Below are 20,521 nucleotides of genomic sequence, written 5' to 3' on the forward strand. Positions count from 1 at the left end.
GCCACCTCGATCTGCCCAGGCCCCGGCGGCACCCGGTCGAACGCCGCGAACTCCAGCGTTTGCAGGTCGCCGGGGGTGCGGATCTGCAGGCGCATGCCGGCGTCGGCGTGGTCGACGACGGTGGTCTGGCGCTCCTCGGGGAGCAGCGGGGCCGGGTACAGCCGCGCCGTGTACCACTCGTCGTGGCGCCAAGCGGTCTCGTCTTCGTCCGACTCGGCCAGCAGCAGTTGGCGGGCCACCGACTCGGTGCCCGTCGCCTCATCGACGTCGATGTAGCTCACCTTCAGGTGCGGGTGCTCGGCACTGATCACCCGCAGCAGCCCACGCAAGCCGCCCTGCTCGAGATTGGCGCGGTCGTCGGCAAGCACTGGCTGAGCGTTGCGGGTCAACACATACAGCCGGGGCGCCTGGCCCTCGATCTCCGGGAGCTCGCGTGCGATGCGGACCAAGTGCTTGACGTTCTCACCGGCATGCACGGTCGACTCAAAGTCCGGGTCCCCGGTGGGCGGCGCGGTCAGCACGACCACACCACTGAACCCGCCGGCTTCGAACTGGCCGCGCAGCCGCGCGGCCTGAGCCGCGTGGTCTGCCTGATGCGGCCAGGCCATCGTGGTGCACTGCGCGTCGTGCAACTTCAGCGCATCGGTCAACTCGGTGGCCACCAGGTCGGTGGCGTCAGAGGTGCTGATCAACAGCCAGGTGCCCGGCTCGGCATGACTGTTCTCCGGCAGCTGGCGCTGCTGCCACTCGATGGTCAGCAACCGCTCCCCCAGCACACGGTCGCGCTCATGACCTGGACTGGCGCTGGTGCCAAGCTGCAGACCGCGCACGGACAGCAGCACTGCACCCCGCTCGTCCAACACGTCCAGGTCGGCTTCCACACCCGAGCCGCACGCCGTGACCGTCGTGTAGCAATACCGGGCGTTGCGGGCGCGGCCGTAGGCACGCAATCGGCGAACACCGAGCGGCAGTAGCAGGCCACCGTTGCCGGCGTTGCGGACGCTGGGGTGCGCCGCTACCGACTGGAAGCAGGCATCCAGCAGTGCCGGATGCACGCCGAAGGCGCCCTGCTGTGTCCGGACCGAGCTCGGTACGGATAGTTCGGCCAAAACGGTGGTACCGCCGCTCTCCTGAGCGGTGTGCACCGTCACCAGGCCGGTGAAAGCCGGGCCGTATTGGATACCGCGCGCGTCGAACTCGTGCCGAAGCTCGTCGCCTGCCGCGGGGTTGGGATGCGACGCGAGCAGCGCGTCCATGTCGTAGGCCGCTGGCCGGTCGTCTTGGCCGGTTTGCCCGAGGGCGTGCAGCGTGGCCGAGGCACGCCGCGCGCGTTCCCCGTCTTGCAGCGTTTCCACCAGGAACGGAACGACACCGGGCGCCTCCACCGTTGCGGTGGCGGCGACGGGAGTCTGCTCGTCAAGCAGCAGCAGCTGTTCGAAGCGGATATCGCGAACCTCGGATGCCTCACCCAACACGGTGGCGGCTGCGGCCAGCGCCATCTCGCAGTAGGCAGCGCCGGGAAGCGTTGCGGCACTGTGTATCTGGTGATCGGCGAGCCAAGGCTGCGCCTCGGTACCCACCTCGCCCTGCCAAACGTGGCGCTCCGGCTCCTCGGGCAGCCGCACATGGGAGCCCAATAGCGGGTGTACGGCGACGATATGGCCGCCGGTGCGGCGCTCCGTCTTGTCGTTGAGGAACAGCCGGCGGTGCGACCAGGCGGGTAGCGGCGCGTCCACCAGCTGACCACTGGGGTAGAGCACCGAGAAGTCCACCGCAGCGCCGTCCGCATACAAATCAGCCACCAGCCCACGCAGCCCATAAGGCAGCGGCTGCTCGCGCCGCATACCGGCCAAAGCGGCCACCGACATATCCAGGCTGCGGGCGGTCTGATCCACCGCGTGCGTCAGCAGCGGGTGCGGCGACAGCTCGGTGAAGACCCGGAAGCCGTCCTCGAGCGCGGCCTGCACCGCCGCGGCGAAGCGCACCGTGTGCCGCAGGTTGTCGGCCCAGTAGTAGGCGTCGCAGTAGGGCTCATCACGCGGGTCGAAGGAGGTCGCCGAGAAGTAGGGCACCTCCGGGGACAGCGGAGTGAGGTCGGCCAGCGCCTCGGTCAAGTCGTCGAGGATCGGGTCGACCTGCGGGGAGTGCGAGGCCACGTCGACGGCCACCTCGCGGGCCATGATGTCGCGCTCTTCCCAGATCGCCACCAGATCGCGCACCGTCTGGGTGGCCCCGCCGATCACCGTCGACTGCGGCGACGCCATCACCGCAACCACGGTGTCGTTGATGCCGCGGCCCATCAACTCCGAAAGCACCTGCTGGGCAGGCAGTTCCACCGACGCCATCGCGCCGCTGCCGGAGATGCGGGTCATCAGCTTGGAGCGCCGGCAGATCACCCGCACACCGTCTTCCAGTGACAGCGCACCGGCGACCACCGCAGCCGCGGACTCCCCCAACGAGTGGCCGATGACCGCTCCGGGCTGTACGCCGTAGGACTTCATCGTCGCCGCCAGGGCGACCTGCATCGCGAAAATGGTGGGCTGGACCCGGTCGATGCCGGTGACCTTCTCGGGCGCGGTCATCGCCTCGGTCACCGAGAAGCCCGACTCCGCGGCGATCAGCGGCTCGAGCGTGGCGATGGTGGCGGCGAACACCGGCTCGCTGGCCAGCAGGTCAGCCCCCATCGCCGCCCACTGCGAACCCTGCCCGGAGAACACCCACACCGGACCGCGGTCATCCTGACCGACCGCAGGCGGATAAGGGGTCTCGCCCTCGGCAACCTCACGCAGCGCCGCCGCCAGCTGCGCGGGACTATCGGCGATGACGGCCGTGCGCACCGGCCGGTGCCCGCGCCGGCGAGCGAGCGTGAAGCCCACATCCGCCAGCTCGACCTCAGCCTCGCGCTCGGTCACCCAATCGGCCAGCCGGGCAGCCGTTTGGCGCAGCCCGTCCTCGGAGCTGGCCGACAGCGGGAACACCAGCGGACCATCTATGCCGGCGGTGGTCGAGACATCTTCCGGGGCAACGGGTTCGGGGGCCTGCTCCAAGATCGCGTGCACATTGGTTCCCGACATGCCGTATGACGACACCGCTGCCCGCCGGGGGGCCTCCGCCGCGGCCGTCGGCCACGGCGTAATCTCCTGCGGCACGAAAAGATTGGTTTGAATCTCGGCGACGTCATGGGGCAGCTCGGTGAAATGCAGGTTCTGCGGGACGACCCCATGCTGCAGGGCCAGGACCGCCTTCATCACGCCAAGCGCTCCGGCGGCCGACTGCGTGTGTCCGAAATTGGTCTTCACCGAGCCGAGCACACAGGGAGCGTCGACGCCGTAAACCTCTGCCAGGCTTGCATATTCGATCGGGTCACCCACCGGGGTCCCGGTGCCATGCGCCTCGACCAGACCGACCGTGCCGGGGTCCACGCCGGCCGCGGCCAATGCGTCGCGGTAGACCATGGATTGCGCTTTGGCAGAAGGGGTCACGATATTGACCGTGTGGCCGTCTTGGTTTGCGGCCGTGCCACGGATGACGGCCATGATGCGGTCACCGGCGGCAAGTGCGTCGGGCAGCCGCTTGAGCGCCAACACCACGCAGCCCTCGCCGGACACGAATCCGTCGGCCGCGACGTCGAATGAATGACAGCGTCCCGACGCCGAGAGCATGCCCAGCGCCGAGCCCGATGCGAACCTGCGCGGTTCCAGCATCACGTACACGCCGGCCGCGAAGGCGACGTCGCTTTCGCCGTCGTTCAGGCTACGGGCGGCCAGGTGTACAGCAAACAAGCTCGAGGAGCACGCCGTGTCGATGGTGACCGCGGGACCGTGTGCCCCCATGGCGTAGGCCACCCGTCCGGACGCCATGCAGGCATTGGTTCCGGTGTTCCCGTAGGGCCCCTCGAGGGCCAACCCGTCGGCATGGACGAAGGTGTAGTCACTGTGCAGCAATCCGACGAAGACGCCGGTGCGCGAGCTGGCCGTCACTTCCGGCGTCAAACCGCCGTGTTCCATTGCCTCCCAAGCGGTTTCCAGCAGCAGACGATGCTGTGGATCCATCGCGGTGGCTTCGTTCTCGGAGATCCCGAAGAAGTCGGCGTCGAAGTCGCCGACGTTGTCGAGGAACGATCCCCATTTACACACCGACCGGCCCTGGGCGCCCGGCTTAGGGTCGTAGTACTCGTCGATGTCCCAGCGTTCGGGCGGAACCTCGGTGACCAGATCGTCCCCACGCAGCAACGCCTCCCAGAACTGGTCAGGCGAGTCAATGCCCCCCGGCAGCCGGCACGCCATACCGATAACGGCAACAGGAGTTACGCGCGTCCTATCCACGGTCCTTCTCTCCATACTTATGCTTCAGGTTCTTACCACTGGGTTCGAGCTCGTATCAGCGGTTCGAGGAACATCGCTGACATGCGTTACGTGCCGGAAAAAAACCGCGGCCTCCAGCCCGCATAACCCAACGACCCCCCTCGAAGCCAACGACAAGTCCTTGGCCTGTCGAGCCTAGCGGCTCGGCTTCACAGCCGCGGAAAAATCGTGCGTACGTACAAAAAATTTGCTGGCGGCCTGCGGAAATCGAGTCGCCGCCCGGCCGACTTGGGCGGGCCGATAGGCCCAGGTTGCGGATGCGGAGTTGCTGAACGGCACGGCTTCGGACCCCGGACGAGCGTCCCAGCAAATTTTGGTACGTCCGCACGATTTTTCCACATGGATGAAGGCAACCGACTAGGCTGCTGATCACTTCATTGACTAGGGGTGGGCTTCGGATGCGGTGGCTCGCGCATGTCGCGACGGCGTTGCCTCAGCCCGGATCGCAGTCGAGGCGGTTTCCTCCGAAATCGCGGAGACGAAGTCGAAGCCACTGATAAGAACTGAAGCAGCTACGAGAGGTGAACCACCGTGGATAGGAAAGTTACTCCGATTGCCGTCATCGGCATGGGGTGCCGGCTGCCGGGGGGCATTGAGTCACCCGATCAGTTGTGGGAGGCGTTGCTGCGCGGCGACGATCTGGTCACCGAGGTTCCCCCAGACCGTTGGGACGTCGACGAGTACTACGACCCCGAGCCCGGCGTGCCCGGACGCACGGTGTGTAGATGGGGCGCTTTCCTGGACAACGTCGCCGACTTTGACGCGGAGTTCTTCGGGATCACCGAAAAGGAAGCGACTGCGATGGATCCGCAGCATCGCTTGCTGCTGGAGAGTGCCTGGGAAGCCATCGAGCACGGCGGTCTGGCTCCCGACACCATGGGTGGCTTGCGGGCCGGCGTGTTCATGGGATTGATGCATGACGACTACCAGTTCGTCCATGCCGACGCCCAGGCCCTCGAAGGGCCGTACGGATATATGGGTAACAGTTTCGCCATGGGTTCCGGGCGCATCTCCTACGCCCTGGGCTTGCACGGTCCCGCGATTACCGTCGATACCGCCTGCTCGTCCGGCCTGACCGCTATCCACCTGGCCTGCCGCAGTCTGCACGACGGCGAAAGCGACGTTGCGCTGGCAGGCGGCGCTTCGGTGATGTTCGAACCCCGCAAGTCCGCCTCGGGATCCGCCATCGGCATGCTTTCCCCGACCGGACGGTGTCACGCGTTCGACGTCGCAGCCGACGGGTTCGTGGCCGGCGAGGGCTGTGTCGTGGTGTTGCTCAAGCGGTTGCCGGATGCGCTGGCCGATGGTGACCGGATTCTGGCAGTGGTGCGTGGCACGGCCGCCAACCAGGACGGCCACACCGTCAATGTCGTGACGCCGTCGCGCCCGGCGCAGGTCGAGGCCTACCGGGCGGCACTGGCCGCGGCGGACGTGGACCCGACCACGGTCGGCATGGTGGAAGCGCACGGCCCCGGCACCCCGGTGGGCGACCCGATTGAATACGCGAGCCTGGCCGAGGTGTACGGCACCGACGGACCCTGTGCGCTGGCGTCGGTCAAGACCAATTTCGGCCACACTCAGTCGGCTGCCGGTGCGCTGGGGCTGATGAAGGCGGTCCTGTCCCTGCAGCACGGTGTTGTCCCGCAGAACCTGCACTTCAGCCAACTACCCGACGAATTCGCCGAGATAAAAACCAATCTCTTTGTGCCGCAAGAGGTTACGCCGTGGCCGGCCACCGCTGAGAACCAACCGCGGCGAGCAGCGGTCTCGTCGTACGGTTTTTCGGGCACCAATGTGCACGCCGTCCTGGAGCAGGCTCCCGACACTGCCGCACCCGCAACGGAAGACACCGCAGCGGGCCTCGAGGGCGCGCTGGTGTTCCCGCTGTCTTCCAGCTCACCCGAAGGACTGGCGGAAAGCGCTGCGCGCCTTGCCGACTGGGTCGACGCACAGGGGACCGACCTCGCGACCTCGGATCTGGCGTACACGCTGGCGCGCCGCCGTGGACACCGGCGGGTCCGCACCGCCGTGCTGGCCGCCACGGCACCCGAGCTGTCCAACGCATTGCGTGAGGTCGCCGAGGGCGAAACTCCGTATCTGCCCGCGGTCGGTCACGATGACCGCGGCCCGGTGTGGGTGTTCTCCGGGCAGGGTTCGCAGTGGGCGGCGATGGGTGCTGACCTGCTGGCCAACGAACCGGTGTTCGCCGCCACCATCGCCACACTCGAGCCGCTGATCGCCGCGGAGTCGGGCTTCTCGGTGACCGAGGCGATGACCGCGCCCGAGAAGGTCACCGGCATCGACCGGGTCCAGCCCACCATTTTCGCGATGCAGGTCGCCCTGGCGGCGACGATGAAGTCCTACGGCGTACAGCCCGGAGCGGTCATCGGCCACTCCATGGGCGAGTCCGCCGCCGCCGTCGTCGCCGGTGCACTGTCCCTGGAAGACGGTGTGCGGGTGATCTGCCGGCGCTCCAAGCTGATGACCCGCATCTCCGGCAGCGGCGCCATGGCCTCGGTGGAACTGCCTGCCCAGCAAGTACTTTCGGAATTGGTGGCGCGCGGCGTCAACGACGCCGTCGTCGCCGTGATGGCCTCGCCGCAGTCCACGGTGATCGGCGGGGCCACCCAGACGGTGCGCGATCTGGTGGCGATCTGGGAAGAGCGCGACATCATGGCCCGCGAGGTGGCCGTCGACGTCGCCTCACACTCCCCGCAGGTCGACCCGATCCTCGACGACCTGACCGAGGCGCTGGCCGACCTCACTCCGCTGTCCCCCGAGATCCCCTACTACTCGGCCACCTCCTTCGACCCGCGCGAGGAGCCCTACTGCGACGCCTACTACTGGGCCGACAACCTGCGGCACACGGTGCGCTTCGCCGCCGCCGTACATGCCGCGCTCGAGGACGGCTTCCGGGTCTTCACCGAGTTGTCCCCGCACCCGCTGCTGACGCACGCGGTCGATCAGACCGCCCGCAGCCTGGACATCGCGGTCGCAGCCCTGGCCGGAATGCGGCGCGAGCAGCCGCTGCCTTACGGGCTGCGTGGGCTGGTGGGCGATTTGTATGCGGCCGGCGCTGCGGTGGACTTCTCGGTGCTCTACCCCGGCGGCCAACTGGTGGACGCGCCGTTGCCGGCCTGGACCCATCGCTCGCTGATGCTGACCACCGACGGCCAGGATTCGCGGGCGAATGGCGCGTGGACGGTCGCAGTACACCCGTTGATGGGGGCGCACGTCCGCCTGCAAGAGGAGCCGGAGCGCCACGTTTGGGAAGGCGAGGTCGGCACCGTCGCACAGCCGTGGCTGGGCGACCACCAGGTATACGACGCGACCATCCTTCCGGTGGCTGTGCACTGCGAGATGGCGCTGGCCGCGGCCCGAACCGTTCTCGGCGAGGCGTCCGAAGTCCGCGACATCCGCTTCGAGCAGATGCTGCTGGTTCGTGACGAGACCCCGATCGGTGTGACTGCGACGGCCGTGGCGCCCGGTGTCGTCGAATTCGCGGTGGAGACCACCCAGGACGGCGAACGGGCCCGACAGGCTTCCGCGATGCTGCACGCGGCCCCACAAACCGACGAGGATGACGAGCGGCCAGCCGCCAAGGACATCGCCGAGCTGTTGGCCAGCCACCCGGAAAGCATTGACGGCCACGAGATCCGGCAGTGGATGGACGAGCGGGGCCGCCGCCGATTCGGCCCGGCTTTCACCGGCCTGACCAGCGTGCACACCCCCGAAGGCCCCGGTGACACGGTGCTGGCCGAGGTCGCCGTGCCGGGCGCGATCCGCACCCAGCAGGGCGCCTACGGCGTGCACCCGGTGCTACTGGATGCATGTTTCCAAGCGGTCGCGGTTCATCCCAGCATCCGCAACGCCAGCAATGGTGGCCGGTTGATGCCGTTGGGTCTTCGCCGGCTGCGTGCCTATGGCTCGGCGCGCACCGCCCGGTACTGCCATGCGACGGTGGCCGCCTGCGGCGTCAACATCGAAGCCGACCTCGACGTGCTGGACGAGCACGGAACGGTCTTGCTGGCCATCCGCGGACTCGAGATCGGCACCGGTGCCTCCGAAAGCAACGAGCGCAACCGGGTGCTGAACGAGCGGTTGCTGACGGTGGAGTGGCATCAGCGCGAGCTGCCCGAAATGAACCAGGACGACGCCGGAACCTGGCTGCTGATCAGCACTTCGGATGCAACGGAGCTGGTGGCGACCGAGTTGACCGACGCACTGAAGTTGCACGACGCGCAGTGCACGACCACGTCCTGGCCGCAGCAGTCCGACCATCTGGCCAGGGCCGGCCAGCTGCGCGACCAGTTGGATGCCGGGAGATTCACCGGCGTGGTGGTGCTCACCGCGCCGCAGAACGGCAACCCCGACTCGGAGTCGCCCAGCCGCGGCGGCGAATACGTCAAGCATGTGGTGCGCATCGCCCGCGAACTTTTGGAAACCCTGGGCCAGTCACCCCGGTTCTACGTGGTGACCAGAAACGCCCAGGCGGTGCTGGAGGGCGATCGTCCCAATCTGGAGCAGGGCGGTCTGCGCGGGCTGCTGCGGGTGATCAGTGCCGAGCACCCGCATATGAAGGTCACCCACATCGACGTCGACGACCAGACCGGCGCCGAGCAGGTTGGGCGCCAGCTGCTGCTGGCCGAGTTGCACGAAGACGAGACGGCCTGGCGCAACGACGAGTGGTACACCGCGCGGCTGAGCATCGCCCCGCTGCGTCCCGAGGAGCGTCAGAGCACCGTCGTTCAGCACGCGGAAGCCGGTATGCGCCTGCGTATCCGGACCCCGGGCGACCTGCAAACGCTGGAGCTGGCGGCCTTCGACCGGGTGCCCCCGGGCCCTGGAGAGATCGAGGTCGCGGTGAGCGCGTCCAGCATCAACTTCGCTGACGTCCTGGTCGCCTTCGGCCGGTACCCCAGCTTCGAAGGCGAGGTCGCGGAGCTCGGCATGGACTTCGCCGGGGTGGTGACTGCGGTGGGACCTGACGTCACCGATCACCGGGTCGGTGACCATGTGGGCGGCTTCTCCAGCGGTGGCTGCTGGGCGACGTTCGTCACCTGCGACGCGCGGCTTGCGGCACCGCTGCCGGCGGGCTTGACCGACGCCCAGGCGGCCGCGGTAACCACCGCACACGCCGCCGCCTGGTACGGCCTGCATGACCAGGCCAGGATCGCTGCCGGCGACCGGGTGCTGATTCACTCCGCCACCGGCGGCGTCGGGCAGGCGGCGATCGCGATCGCTCGGGCGGCCGGCGCCGAGATCTACGCCACCGCGGGCAGTGAGCAGCGACGAGCAATGTTGCGCGACATGGGAATTGAGCATGTCTACGACTCGCGCACCCTGGAGTTCGCCGAGCAGATTCGCCGCGACACCGACGGCTACGGCGTCGACATCGTGCTGAACTCGTTGACCGGTCCCGCTCAGCGCGCGGGTCTGGAGCTGCTGTCCATCGGCGGGCGTTTCGTGGAGATCGGCAAGCAGGACGTGTACGGGAACACCCGGTTGGGTCTGCTCCCGTTCCGGCGCAACCTCACGTTCCACTACGTCGACCTGGCACTGATGGCGCAGAGCCACCCACAGAGGGTGGCCAACCTGCTGGGGACGGTGTACCGGCTCGTCGCAACCGGTGAATTGCCACTCCCGGAAACCACGCACTACCCGCTTGCCGACGCCGCCACGGCTGTCCGCCTGATGAGCGCGGCGGAACACACGGGCAAGCTCGTGCTCGACGTGCCACACGACGGGCAGAGCAGTGTGGTGCTGCCGCCGGAGCAGGCACAAGTCTTCCGTGGTGACGGCTCCTACATCATCACCGGCGGTCTGGGTGGCCTGGGCCTTTACTTCGCCGAGAAGATGGCCGCCGCCGGCTGTGGCCGCATCGTGCTCACCTCCCGCTCCCAGCCGAATGCGAAGGCGCAGGAGACCATCGAGCTCATCCGCGCGATGGGCGCCGATATCGCGGTGGAGTGCGGCGACATCGCCGACATCGCCACCGCAGAGCGCTTGGTGTCGGTGGCCACCGCGACCGGACTTCCGGTGCGCGGTGTCCTACACGCCGCGGCCGTGTTCGACAACGCCATGGTGGAGAACATGACCGACGAGCTGCTCGACCGCAACTGGGTGCCAAAGGTCAACGGCGCGTGGAATTTACACCAGGCCACGCTTGAGCAGCCCCTGGACTGGTTCTGCTTGTTCTCCTCGGCGGTTGCCCTGCTGGGCTCGCCCGGGCAGGGTGCCTACGCCGCGGCCAACAGCTGGCTGGACGCATTCACCTACTGGCGGCGGGCCCAGGGGCTTCCGGCCACCTCGATCGGGTGGGCGCTGTGGTCCGACGTCGGTCGCGCCGCGGCGATCCGGGCCGAGGCCGGCGACGACGCCGCGCTGGACGTGGGCGGCGAAGGCACCGCTTTCGCCTACTGGCGCGACACCGCGATCAGCGCCGAGGAGGGCGACTACGCGTTCCAGGCGCTGCTGCGCCACGACCGTGCCTACACGGGTTATGCACCGGTCATCCCGTCGCCGTGGCTGACGGCCTTCGGGCACCGCAGCCCGTTCGCGGAGATGTTCCAGTCCGCCGGGCAAAGCCGTTCCAGCACAAGCAAATTCCTCATGGAGCTGAACGAGCTGTCGCCCGAAGAATGGCCGACGCGCCTGCGGCGCATGCTCTCCGAGCAAATCGGCCTGACGCTGCGTCGGACCATCGACGCCGACCGGCTGCTCACCGAATACGGCCTGGACTCGCTGAGCAGCCAGGAGCTGCGCGCCCACATCGAGGCCGAGACCGGAATACGGGTTACCGCAACCGATATCAACACCACGGTGCGGGGTCTGGCGGATCTGGTGTGCGAGAAGTTGACCGCCGAGCGTGAGCCCGCGGCGACATGACGGTGGCCGATCGAGCCCCAAGAGCCTGGTTCGGCCGATGAAGTTCGTGCTGGCGGTCCACGGCACCCGTGGAGATGTCGAGCCTTGCGCCGCAATCGGTTTGGAGCTGCGCCGACGAGGGCACGAGGTCGCCATGGCGGTGCCGCCGAACCTGCTGGGATTCATCGAATCGGTCGGGCTTACCGGCGTGCCGTACGGCCCTGACTCGGTAGCGCAGCTGGACGAGGACATCTTCCGCAACCCGTGGAAGGTTCGCAGCCCGGCCACTATCTGGCGCGAGGGCGCCGAATACCTCACCTGGGGCTGGGAGGAGATGAGTTCCGCCCTGGTGTCCCTCGCCGACGGGGCGGACCTGCTCGTGTCCGGCCAGACCTACCAGGGTGTCGTCGCCAATGTCGCTGAGCATTACGGCATTCCGATGGCCGCGCTGCACCACTTCCCGCACCGGCCCAATGGGCACCTCGTCCCCTACGTGCCCGCTCCTTTGATGCGCTCCACGATGAGGTTGCTCGACTGGCTCTATTGGCGGATGTGCAAGGGCACCGAAAACACCCAGCGCCGCCAGCTGGGCCTGGCGCCGACGGCAGTGTCGTCGGCGAATCGGATCGCCGAGCAGTCCTTGGAGATCCAGGCTTACGACGACATCTACTTCCCCGGGCTGGCCGCCGAGTGGGGCGACCGGCGGCGGCCGTTCGTCGGAGTGCTGACGTTGGGGCTGCCTACCGAAACCGACGACGAGGTCGCCGAGTGGATAGCCGCGGGAACGCCGCCGATCTACTTCGGCTGGGGCAGCATGCGGGTCGACTCCCCCGCCGACGCGGTCGCCATGATCAGCGATGTCTGCGCCGAGTTGGGCGAGCGAGCGTTGATTTGCTCCGGGGTAAGCGATTTCGACGTCGTGACCAAGCATGACAACGTCAAGGTTGTCCCCGCCGTGAACCACTCGGCCGTGTTTCCCCTGTGCCGCGCGGTGGTCCATCACGGCGGCGCCGGCACCACAGCCGCCGGCATGCGAGCCGGAGTCCCGACATTGGTGCTTTGGATTGCGGCTGAACAACCGCTCTGGGCGGCCCAAGTGCAACGACTCAAGGTGGGCTTGGCGCGGCGTTTCCCGGCCGCCACGCGCAAATCGCTGGCCAAGAATCTGCGTACCGTGCTCGCGCCCGAATATCGCATCCGGGCACGCCAGGTGGCCGCTCAGATGACCAAAGCGGCCGACAGCATCACCACCACGGCCGATCTGCTGGAAGAAACCGCCCGCGCCGGAACGGATCCGGAAACGCAAGGTCACGCAAAGATCACAGTCACGGGCGTGGAATCTGATTCGCCCACCCGAATCAGGCACGAAATATAGGGTTGACAAGTGCCGGAACATCAGCGTTCGCACGACGAGGCCAAGCCGGGGGGAATCTTCGACCGGCTGGGGCAACTGGTCGTCCGGTGGCCGCTGTTAGTTATCGGTGCCTGGATCGCTGTGGTCGCCGCGATGGCGCTGACACTTCCGCCGCTGGCGGTGCAGGCCGCAAAACGCGAGCAGGCCCCGTTGCCGGCCGACGCGCCGGTGATGAAAGTTACCCGCGAAATGGGCAAGGCGTTCAAGGAAACAGGTGGGGGTTCCCTCCTGATGATCGTCTTGACCAACGAGAAGGGTCTCACCCCCGAGGACGAGGAGACCTACCGCAAACTGGTCGACAACTTGCACCAGAACACGCAGGACAAGATGTCGGTACAGGACTTCCTCAGCCAGCCGGCTGTTCGCGAAGTCATGGAGAGCAAGGACAAGAAGGCCTGGATTCTCCCGGTCAATTTCCCTGGCGACGGGGCCGCCCCGGAAACTCAGACGGCACTGCTGCACGTCGCTGACATCGCCAAGAAAACCGTCGCCGGAACCACGCTGACGTCCTACCTGAGTGGGCCGGTTGCCACCATCTACGACCTGAAAGTCCACAGCGAAGAAGACGTCAAGCTCATCGAGATCGGCACCGTCGTCAGCGTGCTGGTCATTCTGATGATCGTTTACCGAAATATCGTGACGATGCTGGTGCCACTGGCCACCATCGGTTTGTCGGTGGCCGGCGCGCAGGGCGTCCTGTCCGGTCTGGCCGAAGTGGGCATGCCGGTGAACTTGCAGGCCCTCATCTTCATGAGCGCGGTGATGATCGGGGCCGGCACCGACTACGCCGTCTTCTTGATCAGCCGCTACCACGACTACGTGCGTCACGGTGAGACGTCCGATGTGGCCGTCAAGAAGGCGTTGATGTCGATCGGCAAGGTGATCGCCGCTTCGGCGGCAACCGTGGCGGTCACGTTCATGGCGATGGTGTTCACCAAGCTGGAGGTGTTTTCGGCCGTCGGGCCGGCGATTTCGGTCTCGATCGTGGTGTCGCTGGTGGCCGCGGTTACCCTGCTCCCCGCGATTCTCGTCCTGATCGGGCGGCGCGGCTGGATCAAGCCGCGAAAGGACCTGACCTCTCGTTTCTGGCGTATTTCCGGAACGCGCATTGTGCGCCGGCCCAAGAGCCACCTGGTGGCGAGTCTGATCGTGCTCGCGATCCTGGCGAGCAGTGCGGGGCTGATTCAGTTCAACTACGACGATCTCAAGACCGTGCCGCAGGACACTCCAAGCGTTATGGGGTACAAGGCGATGGATCGCCACTTCCCGCAGAATTCGATGACGCCGATGATGCTGTTCGTCCAGGCACCCGTCGACCTGCGAACACCGGCCGCTCTTGCCGACCTCGAGATGATGGCCCACCGGGTCAGCCAACTGCCCGACATCGTGATGGTGCGGGGTCTGACCCGGCCCAACGGAGAACCGCTGGAGCAGACCAAGGTGTCCTTCCAGGCGGGTGAAGTCGGCGGCAAACTCAACGAGGCCTCCGACGCGATCGCCACCCACGGGGGCGACCTGGATACGTTGGCCGGCGGTGCCCACCAATTGGCGAATGCCCTGGCCCAGGTTCGCGATCAAGTCAACGGGGCCGTCGCGAGCGCCAGCGGACTGGTCGGCACGCTGCAGGCGATGGTGGTCCTGATCGGTGGCGACAAGACGATCCAGCAGCTCGACAAGGCGTCCAATTACGTCGGCCGAATGCGCGCGCTCGGCACCAACTTGAGCGGGACCATCGCGGATGCCGAACAGACCGCGGTCTGGGCCAACCCGATGGTGACGGCCCTCAATTCCAGCCCCACCTGCAATAAGGACCCCGCGTGCGTGCGCTCGCGCGCTCAGCTCTCGGCGATTGTCGAGGCCAACAACAACGGTCTGCTCAAGTCGATCGCGGCGCTGGCCGTCACCCTGCAGCAGACGAAGGAATACCAGACCCTCGCTGAGACGGTGGGCAAACTGGACGACCAGCTGAGGCAAGTCGTCCAACTTCTCAAAGACGTCAACGGCCTGCCCGCCAAGCTGGCCCAAATGCAGGCCGGCGCGAATGCCCTTGCCGAAGGCAGTGCCGCGCTGGCCGAAGGCGTGCAGCAATTGGTCGACCAGACCAAGAAGATGGGCTCCGGCCTCAACGAGGCCTCCGCATTCCTGCTCGGCATGAAGCACGACGCGAGCAAGCCGTCGATGGCGGGCTTCAACATTCCGCCGCAGATCATGACCCGCGACGAATTCAAAAAAGGCGCGGCGATCTTCCTGTCGGCCGACGGGCACGCAGCGCGATATCTTGTCCAGAGCGCGCTCAACCCGTTCACCACCCAAGCGATGGATCAGATCAACAAGATTGTCGCTGAAGCAAACTCGACGAAACCGAACACCGAACTGAAGGACGCCACGATCGAAGTGGCGGGTATCCCCACCGGCCTTCGGGACACCCGCGACTACTACAACGGCGACATCCGGTTCATCGTCATCGCGACCATCATCATCGTGTTCCTGATTCTGGCCATCCTGCTGAAAGCCATCGTCGCGCCGCTGTATCTCATCGGTTCGGTGCTGGTTTCCTATATGTCGGCTCTAGGTCTCGGCGTCATCGTGTTTCAGCTGATATTGGGTCAGCAAATGCACTGGAGCCTGCCCGGGCTGTCATTCATTTTGTTGGTCGCGGTCGGCGCCGACTACAACATGCTGCTCATCTCGCGGATCCGGGACGAGTCACCACATGGCGTGCGCGTCGGCGTCATCCGCACGGTGGGTTCGACCGGCGGTGTGATCACGTCGGCGGGCCTTATCTTCGCCGCGTCGATGTTCGGTCTGCTGGTCGCCAGCATCAACACGATGGCCCAGGCCGGGTTCACCATCGGCATCGGGATTGTGCTCGACACGTTCCTGGTGCGCACCGTTACCGTGCCGGCCCTGGCCGCGCTGATCGGCCAGGCCAACTGGTGGCCTTCGAAACTCGGCACGAACAACAACCGCCGGTTCAAGCCCCAGCCGCCCTGGGTGCGCAAGCTCAACCGCCGGGTGCCGTGGGCGAAGCACATTCCCGGCCTGGCACTGCGGACCCCCCCACCGATGCCGCCGGTGAAGCGGGTAGCACCGGCGGCGAGACCGTCCGGCGGCGTCCCGGTCGTTGTCAAGGGCCTGCCGATGACCAAGCTGGATTTCCCAATCCTGTTCAAGGACAACGGCAAAACCCCGCTCTACGACCTGGGCGGCCACGCGTTGCCATTGTTCGGGCCTGTCGGCCTGCCGCAACTCAGCGAAGATATGCGCAAGAAGGCAAAAAAGAAGGCGGCGGCGAAACCCAAGAGCACCGGGGGCAACGGCGGGCAGCCGGCCGAGGTAGCGGCCGAGCAGCCACTACCGCTGTTCAGCCTGGTGGGCGGACCACACAATGGGCATGGCCACGCCAACGAGTCCGTCGACGATCTGGCAACTCATGCGCTGCCGCTGTTCGGCCCAAACCCCCGGCCCGCCAACGGCTTTGGCCACACCAATGGCCACACCAATGGCAACGGCGCCGCGCACGACTAAGCAGCCACACGGCTACGCGTCCTACGCGTCTAAGCGGGTGAACTCCTCGCGGCGGTACAGCTCGACGCACTGCGCACGCCGGATCTTGCCGCTCGTGGTGATCGGAATGGAACCCGGGGACACCAGCACCAGATCCGCCACACTGAGGCCATGAGACTTCGAAATCGCCGACGTCACTTCGCGTTTCACTAAGCCGAGTCGCTCGGCCGCCTCTTCGTCGGACTCGTCCTTCTTCTTGAGCTCGATTATGGCGACCAGCTTCTCGGCTCCGTCCTGGGGAACGGCAATCGCCGCACACCGGCCCGGATTGATCTCCTGGATGGTCGCCTCGATGTCGTCGGGTGAGTGGTTGCGCCCGTACACGATCAGCAGGTCCTTGATGCGGCCCAGAATGAACAGCTCGCCGTCGGAGAGAAAGCCCGAATCCCCCGTCCTGAGCCACGGCCCCTCGGGAGTGCCGGGCGACGGGTTGACGATCTTGGCGTTGAAGGTGCGCTCCGACAACTCCGGCTTCTGCCAGTAGCCGGCGGCGACGTGCTCGCCATGCACCCAGATTTCGCCCACCGTCCCTTCCGGGCATTCGATGCAGGTGTCGGGGTCGACGATATACGCCAGCTGGGTGTCCACCACGCCGTAGCTGACTAGTTGTGTGGCGCTTTCACTTTCGGTCTTCTCGGCCCGGCCCTCGGGCAACTGCTCGGAATCGAAGCTGACGACTTTCGGTGGTTCACCGGCTTTGCGAGTCGCCACGTAGACCGTCGTCTCCGCCATGCCATAGGAGGGACGTAGCGCCCTCGCGTCGAATCCGAAGGGGGCGAACCGGTCGATGAATCGCTTCAGGGTCACCGGCTGCACCCGTTCGCTGCCGTTGAGGATGCTATGGACACCGCTCAGGTCGAAACCGGCCATATCTTCGTCTTTGGTTTTGCGCGACGCCAAATCGTATGCGAAGTTCGGCGCGGCCGAGAAAGCAAGTGTGTTGGTGGCCAACATTTGCATCCACCGGGCCGGTCGCTGCAGGAATCCAACGGGGCTGGTCAGTTTGGCCGGCATACCCGCCAACACCGGCACAATGATCCCCAATACGAAACCCATGTCGTGATAAAACGGCAGCCACGAAACGACCGTCGATCCGGGCGGGGCAACCTTTCCGTAGACCCCGTAGTAACCGGACATGATTTGCTCGAAATTGGCGAACAGATTCTTATTCGACACCATTACGCCGGCCGGTGTGCGGGTAGATCCGGAAGTGTACTGCAAATACAGGGTTTCGGACCTGTCCCTGCTGCTGCCGCGGGATCCCGGGCCGGGCCTTCCGTCCAGATCCAAGCGGTCGACGTCGATTACCGTTGCCGTCCTTTGACCAGCCTGCGGCTCCAGATACGGGTCGACGAATTCGCGCACCGAGGATGTCGTGAGGATCAAAGCGGGCGAGGTATCGGCCAACACGGATGTGGTGCGCTCGTCGGCGGCGCCGCCATACGGAACCGAAAGCGGCACTGCGATAGTCGCGGCCTCCAGCGAAGCAAGAAAACTGACGATGTATTCGAGTCCCTGCGGCGCAAGAATTACCGCACGATCACCGGCCGCGGCATTTTCCCTGAGCTGTCCGGCCAGGTTTAGCGTGCGCCGATATAACTGCGACCACGTCAGCGATTCTTCGACACCGTCCCATGACTGGTCGTAATCGATATAGGTAAATGCGGTGTCGTTCGGCTGCATGCTCGCGCGCTCGCGCAGCACAGAAGAAATTGAGGATTCAGCCACGGACATCAGACTACCTTCGCTAGGAATGTTTCTCTTGAGAACCGGGAACCGGCCGGCACGCCGCCCCGGTGTCCCCCCAGTACCAGACCTTGTGTCTGACACCATCTCCCGCCGTCATGGCGTGAGTAAGTACTTTACCGGTGCCAGCCGGCACGCACACATGGATCAGGGGGCCAGTGGCAAGAGGCGGCACACCGAATCTTTCATGTCCTTTGCAGCACACGCCAAACCTGATTTGATGTACCTAGCCATGGATACTAAAGAGACGGACGAGCCCAAGAGGCGCAGCTACGAGATGCGGGCCCGTCGGGAGGCCACTCAAGCAACTCACGAGGCGATCGTGCAAGCAGCGGTCGATTCCGTCATCGCGGAGCGATCCCTGGCGATCACTCTGAACACGATCGCCGATCGCGCCGGCGTCTCGGTCAAGACCCTGCTGCGGCACTTCGGCACGCGGGAGCCACTGATCGCGGCGGCCTGGGCACGCATCCACCAGGACGTGATCGTCGAGCGCACCACGCCCCCCGAGGACGCAGACGAGGCGCTGCGGGTGCTGCTCGAGCATTACGAGCATCGCGGCGACATGATGTTGGGCCTGCTCAGCGAGGAAGGCGACGACCCGAGGGCACGCATAATGTGCGACACCGGGCGGATGGAGCATCGCAGATGGGTGCAGGAAGTGTTCGCGGGCAGATTGCCCAAGCAGCCCGCGGCGCGTTCTCGCGTGGTTGACGCGCTGGTGGTGGCCACCGACTTGTACAGCTGGAAGCTGCTGCGGCGCGATCGCGATCTCGGCATTGAAGATGTTTTCGACCGGATACAGCTCATGACCGACGGCGTGCTACGCACCGCGGCCCAAGATGCCGCCGAAACTCCGCGTCCATAGCCACATCGGCTAACTACCGGCAAACTAATTACGGTTGCGGATTAGGCGTATTCAGCAAACTCCACGCGCCCGTATCGGCCGCTTCGAACTCGCCGGTTGACACCGAGCGCCGGCAGGTGAGCGGCTGCCGTGCAGCGCTGCGTACAACCCGCCATGGCGCTGAATCCCCTGCTCAACGCACCGAATGCCGAGCAACTTTAGCGTCCATTGCCATGTACGTTAAATTATGCTTTCATGTACCTCGCCATGGACACAAAAGAAACGTTCGGCCCCCCACCACGCAAGAAGCGCACTTACGAAATGCGGGCTCGTAAAGCGACGACCGAAGCCACCCACGAGGCCATCGTCCAGGCGGCTATCGAAGCCGTAATCGCCGAGCGATCCCTGGCGATCAACCTGAAAGAGATTGCCGAGCGCGCCGGCGTCACCGTGAAGACCGTGCTGCGCCACTTCGGCAGTCGGGAACCGCTCGTCGCGGCGGCGTGGGCGCGGGTTCACCACGACGTGCTGATCGAGCGGACGGCTCCGCCGGAGGATCCCGATCAGGCATTGGCACTGCTTGTCGACCACTATGAGCACCGCGGAGACGTGGTCCTGGGTCTGCTCGCCGAAGAGGACGACGAGCACCCGGCGCGTGTGATGTGTGACACGGGACGGGCCGAGCATCGAAGCTGGGTGAAGGAAGTTTACGGCGCCAGGTTGCCCGTTGCGCCTGGGCAGCGTTCCCGGGTCGTCGACGCGCTGGTGGTCGCCACCGACATTTACAGCTGGAAGTTGTTGCGCCGCAACCAGCGGCTGAGCGTCGACCAGGTGATAGACCGCATGCAGCTGATGATCGATTCCATTCTCACCTCGAGCGAAGCCAGTGGCTGACCGGACGCAATAAGCGCTCTGTTCAGGGATGCCGCCGCGAAGATCAGCCGAGCGGAATCGGCCGGTGCCATTTGCGGCTGTGCGCCGCGCCGATCTGCCGCATGATCGCCACCGTCGCGGGCAGGCCGTGCAACTTGCGCAGTCCCTGGAGCATCGCCAGGTTTGCGCCCAGTTCGTAGCGCCAGTTGCCGAAGTGCGCGTTGGCGGTCATGCGCCCAAAGTGATTGATATAGGCCATCTCTGTGGTGTAGAGGCCGTAACCCGCCTCGCGGGCGCGCACCGCCAGGTCGAGGTCGATCCCCCAGCCGTAACGTTTGAAGTTGACTAGATCCATCCCGCCGGTGTCGCGCCAGCACTCACGGGACAGCATGAGTGCGGTGCCCTCGACTGCGGGCACGGCTCGATACTGCGGCTGCGGGTTGTACTGCGCGGCTGGCGGTTTCGGGTCGGCTTCGGCATAGGGAAAGCCGTGATCGATCATCGGCCCGACGATTCCGGCGTCAGCGGGCAGTCGCGAGTCCAACAATGCGGCGACGAAGTCCTTGGAGATCCGGGTGTCGTTGTTGAGCGTCATCGCGTGCGAGTAGCCCTCGGAGAAAGCGATCTCGAAGCCATGCTGGCTGCCGCCGGCCCACCCGAGGTTGCGGCCCGGCGCGGTCACCCGTTCGTTGCCGATTTTCGGGTAGTCACCGCGGTTGTCGACGATCAAGTAGTCGGCGCCTTCGCGCTCCAAGTCAGCGACCAGCGCGTGGGTGTACTCGTGCTGCCCGAATACGGGGACCGTGATAAGTACAGACACCAGGCAACGGTACACCGGCGATC

Annotated in this window: 8 protein-coding genes; 5 read left to right on the plus strand and 3 right to left on the minus strand. The window is 65.9% G+C overall.

Translation table 11 applies throughout. The features are described from left to right. On the minus strand, positions 1-4,340 hold a 4,340-nt coding region (gene pks2 / locus BST12_RS21770; RefSeq protein ID WP_083115349.1), incomplete at its 3' end, for a sulfolipid-1 biosynthesis phthioceranic/hydroxyphthioceranic acid synthase. A gap of 555 nt (positions 4,341-4,895) precedes the next feature. Between pks2 (BST12_RS21770) and pks2 (BST12_RS21775) the strand changes: the two genes are divergently transcribed. Genes pks2 (BST12_RS21775) through BST12_RS21785 form a run of 3 tightly spaced genes read left to right on the plus strand, consistent with a single transcriptional unit; the run spans position 4,896 to position 16,173 of the window. Continuing rightward, positions 4,896-11,252, plus strand: a complete 6,357-nt coding sequence (gene pks2 / locus BST12_RS21775) for a sulfolipid-1 biosynthesis phthioceranic/hydroxyphthioceranic acid synthase (protein ID WP_083115310.1) — start codon at positions 4,896-4,898, stop codon at positions 11,250-11,252. A 37-nt stretch (positions 11,253-11,289) separates the two neighbouring features. Beyond that, on the plus strand, positions 11,290-12,606 hold the full coding sequence (locus BST12_RS21780; protein WP_083115312.1) for a glycosyltransferase: 1,317 nt from the start codon (positions 11,290-11,292) through the stop codon (positions 12,604-12,606). Between the two features lie 9 nt (positions 12,607-12,615). Then, positions 12,616-16,173 (plus strand): MMPL/RND family transporter, encoded by a 3,558-nt coding sequence (locus BST12_RS21785; RefSeq protein WP_083115314.1) that lies wholly within the window; start codon positions 12,616-12,618, stop codon positions 16,171-16,173. A gap of 21 nt (positions 16,174-16,194) precedes the next feature. Here BST12_RS21785 and BST12_RS21790 read toward each other — a convergent pair whose 3' ends face one another. Next, a complete protein-coding gene (locus BST12_RS21790) occupies positions 16,195-17,946 on the minus strand; it encodes an AMP-binding protein (protein WP_083115316.1) in 1,752 nt (583 codons plus the stop codon). A gap of 244 nt (positions 17,947-18,190) precedes the next feature. On the opposite strand from BST12_RS21790, the gene BST12_RS21795 reads away from it, so the two are divergent. Both BST12_RS21795 and BST12_RS21800 read left to right on the plus strand, forming a co-directional pair. Then, on the plus strand, positions 18,191-18,826 hold the full coding sequence (locus tag BST12_RS21795) for a TetR/AcrR family transcriptional regulator (protein ID WP_170062175.1): 636 nt from the start codon (positions 18,191-18,193) through the stop codon (positions 18,824-18,826). 300 nt (positions 18,827-19,126) lie between these two features. Beyond that, complete coding sequence (locus BST12_RS21800) at positions 19,127-19,699, plus strand: TetR/AcrR family transcriptional regulator (protein WP_211281328.1); 573 nt, start codon at positions 19,127-19,129, stop codon at positions 19,697-19,699. A gap of 43 nt (positions 19,700-19,742) precedes the next feature. Here BST12_RS21800 and BST12_RS21805 read toward each other — a convergent pair whose 3' ends face one another. Further along, positions 19,743-20,513 (minus strand): glycosyltransferase family protein, encoded by a 771-nt coding sequence (locus BST12_RS21805; RefSeq protein ID WP_211281329.1) that lies wholly within the window; start codon positions 20,511-20,513, stop codon positions 19,743-19,745. Positions 20,514-20,521 lie beyond the last annotated feature (8 nt).

The sequence above is a fragment of the Mycobacterium angelicum genome, assembly GCF_002086155.1.
Lineage (GTDB): Bacteria > Actinomycetota > Actinomycetes > Mycobacteriales > Mycobacteriaceae > Mycobacterium > Mycobacterium angelicum.

Excerpts from the sequence above, each read along its gene's own strand:
- BST12_RS21780 (WP_083115312.1), top strand. The coding sequence starts at position 11,290 with ATGAAGTTCGTGCTGGCGGTCCACGGCACCCGTGGAGATGTCGAGCCT.
- BST12_RS21795 (WP_170062175.1), top strand. The coding sequence starts at position 18,191 with ATGGATACTAAAGAGACGGACGAGCCCAAGAGGCGCAGCTACGAGATG.
- BST12_RS21790 (WP_083115316.1), bottom strand. The coding sequence starts at position 17,946 with ATGTCCGTGGCTGAATCCTCAATTTCTTCTGTGCTGCGCGAGCGCGCG.
- BST12_RS21800 (WP_211281328.1), top strand. The coding sequence starts at position 19,127 with ATGCGGGCTCGTAAAGCGACGACCGAAGCCACCCACGAGGCCATCGTC.